Source organism: Marinomonas sp. ATLA20 (genome assembly GCF_057180105.1).
Window position 1 is genome coordinate 165,583 of the sequence record NZ_JBXUKU010000008.1, and the last position, 8,572, is coordinate 174,154.

Genomic DNA, 8,572 nt, shown 5'->3' on the forward strand with positions numbered 1-8,572 from the left:
CAGACGGCTTAATTACCCACGTGTTATTCTTTATCTTGTTATGACACGTTATAATTCCTCAACTTACAATTGATCGCTACATAAGAGCCTTAAGACATCATAATGGAAAAGACCTACCAACCTCAGAGTATTGAACAGCCTATTTATAAACGTTGGGAAGAGGGTGGATATTTTTCCCCTCAAGGCAACGGTTCTCCATTCTCTATCATGATTCCACCACCAAACGTTACCGGCAGTTTGCACATGGGGCATGCGTTTCAGCATACCTTGATGGATGCGATGATTCGCCGTGAACGAATGAAAGGTAGCCGTACACTATGGCAGCCAGGTTGTGACCATGCTGGTATTGCAACTCAAATGGTGGTTGAGCGCCAATTAGCCGCTCAGAATGTGACTCGTCATGAGCTAGGCCGTGAAAAGTTTCTTGAAAAAGTTTGGGAGTGGAAAGGCCAGTCTGGCGGCACTATTTCTGACCAGATGCGCGTGTTAGGTGACTCTGTCGCTTGGGATAAAGAGCGCTTTACAATGGACCCTGGTATGTCTGCGGCGGTTCAGGAAGTGTTTGTTCGCCTATTTGACGAAGGTATCATTTATCGTGGTCAGCGTCTTGTAAACTGGGACCCTGTTTTACACACGGCTATTTCTGATCTTGAAGTGGTTTCTGAAGAAGAAAATGGCTTCATGTGGTACTTCCGTTACCCACTTGCTGATGGTGTAAAAACCGCGGAAGGTAAGGATTACATTGTTGTTGCGACCACACGCCCAGAAACTATGTTTGGTGATGCTGCCGTTGCTGTTGCGTTGGATGACGAGCGTTTTACAGACCTAGTTGGCAAATTTGTTGAACTGCCATTGGTTGGTCGTCGTATTCCAATTGTTGCTGATGAATACGTAGATAAAGAATTTGGCACGGGTTGTGTGAAAATTACGCCAGCTCATGACTTCAATGACTATGAAGTTGGCAAACGCCACGATATGCCATTGATCAACATATTGACCGACGATGCAGCGATCAACGACGTAGCCCCCGAGAAATATCATGGCATGGATCGTTTTGATGCTCGTAAAGCTGTAGTAGCCGATTTTGATGCGCTTGGTTTGCTTGAGAAAGTTGTCGACCATAAGCTAAAAGTACCACGTGGTGAGCGTGGTAATACGGTGATTGAACCTTACTTGACACAGCAGTGGTATGTGGCGGTTGAGTCATTGGCTAAGCCTGCGATTGAAGCGGTTGAAAATGGCGATATCCAGTTTGTTCCTAAGCAATGGGAAAATACCTACTTTGCTTGGATGCGCGATCTTAATGATTGGTGTATCTCTCGTCAGCTTTGGTGGGGACATCAAATTCCAGCTTGGTATGATGCGGATGGAAAGCATTATGTTGGTAAAAATGAAGATGAGGTTCGCGCTAAATATAGCCTCTCGGCAGATGTTGAGCTAACTCAAGATGAAGACGTGCTAGACACTTGGTTCTCTTCAGCACTTTGGACGTTTGCAACACAAGGTTGGCCAGAAGAAACACAAGATTTTGCTGAATTTAGTGAATCAGATGTGTTGGTAACAGGCTTTGATATTATTTTCTTCTGGGTTGCCAGAATGATCATGATGACCTTGAAATTTACCGATAAAGTCCCTTTCAAAACCGTTTACATTACTGGTCTTATTCGTGATGAACGCGGCGATAAAATGTCGAAATCCAAAGGTAATGTTATCGATCCATTGGATTTGATTAATGGTATTGATATCGAGTCCTTGGTGGCGAAACGTACTTACGGCATGATGCAACCTCGCTTAGCGGAAAAAGTCGAAAAGAATACACGCGAAACCTATCCTGAAGGGATTCAAGCTTACGGTACTGATGCTTTGCGTTTTACGCTTTGTTCATTGGCGTCCGGTGGGCGTGATATTAAGTTCGACCTGAACCGTCTTGAAGGTTACCGTAATTTCTGTAATAAGATTTGGAATGCAACGCGTTATGTCTTGATGAATACAGAAGATCAAGACTGTGGTCAAAGTGGTGCTGAAGTTGAATTGTCGCTTGCTGATAAGTGGATTATTTCCCGTTTGCAGCATGCAGAAGATGCCGTCAACCGTGCTTTCGAGACGCATCGTTTTGATTTGGCTTCTCAGGCCTTGTATGAATTTATGTGGCACGAATATTGTGATTGGTATTTGGAGTTGTCTAAGCCTGTTCTTTGGGACGAAAACGCTACGCCTGAACAATTGATGGGGACTCGTCGTACTTTAGTGCGTGTGTTGGAAGCTTTTCTGCGTCTTGCTCACCCGATGATGCCATTCTTAACAGAAGAAATTTGGCAGCGTGTTGCGCCACTAGCGGGTGTTGAAGGTGACACTGTGATGCTGGGTGAATACCCAATGGCTAATGATGCGAAAAAAGATGCGCAAGCAGAAGCCGATGTAGAATGGCTGAAAGGTGTTATCGAAGGTATTCGTAATATCCGTGGTGAAATGAATATTTCTCCTTCTAAGCCGCTGACTATTTTGTTCCGTAATGGTTCTGAGCAAGATCAAGCGCGTTTAGATGCGAACTTAACCTTCTTGCAAACTCTGGCGAAGCTAGAATCTGTAACTTGGTTGAATGCGGGTGATGAAGCGCCAATGTCTGCTACTGCATTAGTAGGTGATATGGAAGTGCTTGTCCCAATGGCAGGCTTGATTGATAAAGAAGCAGAGCTTGCTCGTTTGCAAAAAGAAATTGATAAAGCGTCAAAAGAATTGCAGCGTATCCAGGGCAAGCTTTCTAACGACAGTTTTGTGGCGAAAGCGCCAGCAGAAGTGGTTGAGAAAGAACGCGCTAAGTGCGATGACTTGCAATTAGCGGTTAGTAAGTTAGAAGAGCAAAAGGTCAGTATTGAATCTTTGTAAATATGCATTGTAAAAACATAAGGTCAGAAGTCTTTTTGGGCCTCTGACCTTACGCTTACTTAATAAAAATAAAAAAGAGGCGAGACAGTAATGGAAAGATTAACTGGAAAAGTTAAGTGGTTTAACGACGCTAAAGGTGTGGGTTTTATTAAGCGAGAAGAAGACAGTGATGTCTTTGTTCACTACAAATCGATTATTTGTGATGGTCACAAGAGCTTAAGAAAAGGACAGTCTGTTAGTTTTGTTTTATCTACGACCGACTTTGGTTTGCAGGCTATTGAAGTGCGTTTAGAAAAAGAGGTGCAGATTGCATCCTCTGGTTCTAATCAGCAGCTTGAAAGTGCTTAGCTTACGCAGATTCTTGCAACATTTTGTGTGCGAGTTTAACAAAATCGACAGGTGTTAAAATTCCGACGAGTTTGTTGTCTTGGGTAACGGGTAGACAGCCGTATTTGTTTTCAATAAAAAATTCTGCAGCCATGTCTAAGTCTGTGTTGGGGCTGACAGTGAGTATGTCTTTGTTCATCGCGTTAGCAATAGGTGTCTGCTGTTCTTTCTTGGATATTTGCTGGGTGCCAAACTGGCTAACTAAATGAAAGGCATGACGTAAATATTCACGTTGCGTTAGCATGCCGACACATTCTCCTGCGTCGTTGATGATGGGGATGTTCCTAATGTTTTTTTCTTGCATCAATGCTTTGGCTTTCGCTAAAGAATCATTTTCTCTTAATGTTATTAAGTTAGTAATCATCAAGTCGGCCACTGTGCGCATGAATAAATCTCCATATGTCTATTTTAGCGTGTTTATTTTGACAGTAAGGTTCAGTGTAGAGCGGATTATAGATTAAAGGCAATTATGTTTTGTAAGGCAATTATAGTCGCCTTGAGGTAGATCAATAATGACAGATCAAGAATGGATGGAGTGCGCGATAGCGCTGGCTGCCAAAGCTGCATCTGAAAATGAGATTCCAGTTGGTGCGATTGTAGTGCTAGACGGTGAAATTATCGGTGAGGGTTACAATTCGCCTATTTCTCTTTGTGATCCTACCGCTCACGCTGAAATTCAGGCGATTCGAATGGCCTGCAAAGCCATGAATAACTATCGGCTACCTGGTGCGACTTTATATGTCACATTAGAGCCTTGCTCTATGTGCGCGGGCGCTATGGTTCATGCACGTATTGATAGAGTGGTTTATGCGGCGATGGAACCCAAAAGCGGTATTGTGGACAGTCAGGGGCATTTTTTTGAAGCGCCATTTCTTAATCACAAAGTGAAAGTTGAGTCTGGCGTATTGTCTGAAACAGCTTCCCTTCAGCTTACCCAATTCTTTCAATATCGCCGTGAACAAAAAAAGAAGCTCAAGGAACAGGCAAAAAAGGCCACTTAGGCAATTAATTCCATCATTTTGTGTAGAAATTTCATACTCTGCTGGCCTCTATTTGCCTCATTGATTTAAAATACCCGCACCATTTCCCCAAAACTACCAAGTGAGGCAATACTCAACATGCTAACTCTGCATGGTTCCGCAGCGCTATCGGCGTTTCGCAAGGCAAAGCTATTAGCCAATATGCAAGCATCTATTCCATCTGTCACAGATGTTGATGCTCAATTTCTCCATTTCGTGGAGTTGGTTGATAGTCAAACGCTGACTGCTGAACAGGAAACTGTTTTACAGCGCGCTTTGGCCTACGGTCCTAAATCCTCCCAAGTCAGTTCATCTGATCAAAGTGTTTTAGTGGTTCCTCGTTTAGGAACGATTTCACCTTGGTCATCGAAAGCAACCGATATCCTTCATAACTGTGGCCTTGCGGCCGTATCCCGCGTTGAACGTGGCGTGGAATACTTTATTCATAGCTCGGCGCCATTAGCGCTTGAAGAGCTAGATTTGTTGTCAGCTATGCTGCATGACCGCATGACAGAAAGCGTGCTTCCGGCATTAAGCGACGCTTCTGATATGTTCTCTCATGCAGAACCAGCACCAATGACAGCAGTCGATGTATTAGGCGGTGGCCGAGCGGCATTGGTTGAGGCAAACCAAACGCTAGGCCTTGCTCTTGCGGATGACGAAATTGATTACCTTGTTGAGTCTTTCATTGAGTTGGGTCGTAACCCAATCGATGTTGAGCTAATGATGTTTGCTCAAGCAAACTCTGAGCATTGTCGTCATAAAATCTTTAATGCGTCTTGGACGATTGATGGCGAAGAGCAAGAGCGCTCTTTGTTTAAAATGATCAAGAACACCCATGAACACAATCCACACGGTACCTTATCTGCATATAAAGATAACGCGGCCGTGATGGAAGGCCACTTTGGCGGTCGTTTCTTCCCATCCGCAGAAACGCGCGAATACGATTTTAGCCACGAACACATCGATATCTTGATGAAGGTTGAAACTCATAACCACCCAACAGCCATTTCTCCATTCTCTGGTGCGGCAACGGGTTCTGGGGGTGAGATTCGTGACGAAGGCGCGACAGGTATTGGCTCTAAACCAAAAGCAGGTTTGAGTGGTTACACGGTATCCGACCTTAAAATACCTGGTTTTGAACAGCCATGGGAAAGCTACTACGGCAAACCGTCTCGTATCGTAACGCCTTTGGATATTATGATCGAAGGGCCTATCGGTGGTGCTGCGTTTAACAATGAGTTTGGTCGTCCAAACCTATTAGGTTACTTCCGTACTTATGAACAAACAATCCAGGGTGCTTCACAAGAGGAAGTGCGTGGTTACCACAAGCCAATCATGTTGGCGGGCGGTATTGGTAATATTCGTCGTGAACACGTTGAAAAACAAGAGATCAAAGTAGGTGCTAAGTTAATCGTACTTGGTGGTCCTGCGATGTTGATCGGCCTTGGTGGCGGTGCGGCATCTTCCATGGCGTCTGCCGATGGTAACGAAGATCTCGATTTCGCTTCTGTACAACGTGGCAACCCAGAAATGGAGCGTCGTTGTCAGGAAGTGATCGACCGTTGCTGGCAAATGGGTGATAAAAACCCAATCAGCTTTATCCATGATGTGGGCGCTGGTGGTTTGTCTAACGCTTTGCCTGAATTGGTAAAAGACGGTGAGCGTGGTGGTAACTTCGATTTGCGTAAGGTTCTAAATGACGAGCCGGGTATGTCACCACTAGAAATCTGGTGTAACGAATCGCAAGAGCGTTATGTAATGGCCGTTTCTCCTGATCGTGTTGCAGAGTTTACTGCGATTTGTGAGCGAGAGCGTTGCCCTTTTGCCATTGTTGGTGAAGCAAAAGAAGAAATGCATTTGCAAGTAGCGGATGAGCATTTCGATAATAATCCTGTTGATTTGCCTATGTCTGTTCTATTTGGCAAGCCACCTAAAATGCATCGTGAAGCAAAGAAAGCCATTATTACAGGTGATGATTTCACGGCTGTTGATGTGGATCTTGCTGACGCAGCGAAGCGTGTTCTTAGCTTGCCAACGGTTGCGAGCAAAAATTTCTTAATCACCATCGGTGATCGTTCAATTACAGGTATGGTTGCTCGTGATCAAATGGTGGGTCCTTGGCAGGTGCCAGTAGCGGATGTGGCGGTAACAACGTCCTCTTTAGAAAGCTACACCGGTGAAGCCATGACCATGGGTGAACGTACGCCCGTAGCTTTGCTCGATGCGCCTGCATCTGGTCGCATGGCGGTGGGTGAAGCACTGACTAACTTGGCAGCAGCACACATTACCAAACGTAGTAGCATTAAGTTGTCTGCGAACTGGATGGCGGCGGCTGGTCACGAAGGCGAAGATGAGAAGCTTTATCAAACGGTAAAAGCAGTTGGTATGGAATTGTGTCCAGCATTGGATATTGCCATTCCAGTTGGTAAAGACTCTATGTCGATGAAAACCGTATGGAAAGAAGATGGCAAAGAAAAGGCCGTGACTTCTCCATTGTCTTTGGTTATTTCTGCATTTGCGCCAGTAACAGATGTTCGCAAGACGTTAACGCCAGAGCTAAAAAACAAAGCCGATACGCGTTTGTTGTTGGTTGATTTGGGTGCGGGTAAAAATCGTCTTGGCGGTTCTGTTATTGCTCAGGTTTACAATAAACTGGGTCAGCAAGCGCCAGATGTTGATGATGCAGCGACCTTAGCTGGCTTCTTCGATACGACTCAGGCGTTGAATGCTGCAGGCAAATTGTTAGCTTATCATGACCGTTCTGATGGTGGTGCGTTTGCTACGTTAGTTGAAATGTCATTCGCGAGTCATTTGGGTCTGAATATCGATCTTGATGAAACCATTACTAATCGTATGCAAGTAGCTCCAGCGTTATTCAACGAAGAGTTGGGTGCCGTCATACAGGTGAATGAGTCTGATGTAACGGACGTTATTTCTGCTTATGCTAGTGCTGGTGTGACGACGACACCGATTGCAACATTGTCCGGTGATGATTCGATCCGTGTTTGTTTTGCTGGTGAAGCATTATTAGAAGAAACGCGTATTAATTGGCAGCGTGTTTGGTCTGAAACCAGTTACCGCATTCAGGCATTGCGTGATAACCCAGATTCAGCACAGCAAGAGTTCGATAGCTTGTTAGATGCGAAAGATCCAGGTTTATCTGCGGATGTTCAATTTGATCAAAATGAAGATATTGTAGCCGCATTTATTGCTTCGGGTGTTAAGCCTAAAATTGCCGTCTTACGCGAGCAGGGTGTAAATGGCCAAGTGGAAATGGCTGCGGCCTTCCATAAAGCGGGCTTCATTCCTGTAGATGTTCACATGAGTGATATCTTATCTGGTCGTACGACGCTGGACCAATTTAGTGGTTTAGTGGCTTGTGGCGGTTTCTCTTACGGCGATGTGCTAGGTGCTGGTGAAGGTTGGGCGAAGTCGATTCTTTTCAACCCTGTTGCTCGTGAGCAATTCGAAGCATTCTTCAATCGTCTTGATACCTTTACGCTTGGTGTGTGTAATGGTTGTCAGATGTTATCGAATCTATATGAATTGATTCCTGGTGCTGGACATTGGCCGAAGTTTGTTCGAAACCAATCTTCTCAATTTGAGGCTCGCCTTGTTCAAGTGGAAGTTCAGAAATCGAATTCTATTTTGCTTGCTGGTATGGAAGGTTCTCGCATGCCTATCGTGGTTGCTCATGGTGAGGGTCTAACGGAATACCGTGAGGATCAAGATATGGCAACTTTGGCTGCGGCGAATCAGATTTCATTGCGTTATGTTGATAACTACGGCCAAGCAACTGAGCGTTATCCATTCAACCCGAATGGTTCTGCGCAAGGTGTAACGGGTCTAACATCGGAAGATGGTCGTGTAACTATCATGATGCCTCACCCAGAGCGTGTCTATCGCACGGTTCAGCACAGCTGGCACCCAAGCGAATGGCAAGAGCAAGCTCCATGGTTGCGTTTGTTCCAAAATGCGAGAAAGTGGTTAGGTTAATCTATTAGTCTAAATTGCTATCTTAAAAGGCCTCTAATCTTAAGGTTAGAGGCCTTTTTAATATGAGGTACTTTGTTTTCTGCTTAATAAGTGAGCAAGTTTGGTTGTTTTTGATCAATCTTTGAACGTAAGGTGTGAAAAACTCAATTAATTAAAAGAATTTTAAAAAAGAGGTTGCACAGAATTTTTTGGGATGTATTATACGCACCCACTGACACGGAGAACGACGCAAACAACGGTTTGCAACTTACTAAGGTAAGCAAGTTCAATGATGAATCAGA

5 protein-coding genes are annotated in these 8,572 nt (G+C 44.6%); 4 read left to right on the forward strand and 1 reads right to left on the reverse strand.

The window, feature by feature from the left end; genetic code table 11:
• Positions 1-102 precede the first annotated feature (102 nt).
• Both AC2A4J_RS14715 and AC2A4J_RS14720 read left to right on the forward strand, forming a co-directional pair.
• Entirely contained in the window at positions 103-2,886 is a 2,784-nt protein-coding gene (locus tag AC2A4J_RS14715; RefSeq protein ID WP_484176564.1) for a valine--tRNA ligase, read from the forward strand.
• A gap of 90 nt (positions 2,887-2,976) precedes the next feature.
• On the forward strand, positions 2,977-3,234 hold the full coding sequence (locus tag AC2A4J_RS14720) for a cold-shock protein (protein ID WP_484176565.1): 258 nt from the start codon (positions 2,977-2,979) through the stop codon (positions 3,232-3,234).
• A gap of 1 nt (position 3,235) precedes the next feature.
• Here AC2A4J_RS14720 and AC2A4J_RS14725 read toward each other — a convergent pair whose 3' ends face one another.
• Positions 3,236-3,658, reverse strand: coding sequence for a CBS domain-containing protein (locus AC2A4J_RS14725; protein WP_255826684.1), 423 nt, complete (start codon positions 3,656-3,658; stop codon positions 3,236-3,238).
• Positions 3,659-3,785: 127 nt separating this feature from the next.
• On the opposite strand from AC2A4J_RS14725, the gene tadA reads away from it, so the two are divergent.
• On the forward strand, positions 3,786-4,274 hold the full coding sequence (gene tadA, locus AC2A4J_RS14730) for a tRNA adenosine(34) deaminase TadA (RefSeq protein WP_484176566.1): 489 nt from the start codon (positions 3,786-3,788) through the stop codon (positions 4,272-4,274).
• Positions 4,275-4,391: 117 nt separating this feature from the next.
• Positions 4,392-8,291: a phosphoribosylformylglycinamidine synthase gene (gene purL / locus AC2A4J_RS14735; RefSeq protein ID WP_255826680.1), complete on the forward strand. Its 3,900-nt coding sequence runs from the start codon at positions 4,392-4,394 to the stop codon at positions 8,289-8,291.
• Positions 8,292-8,572: the final 281 nt, after the last annotated feature.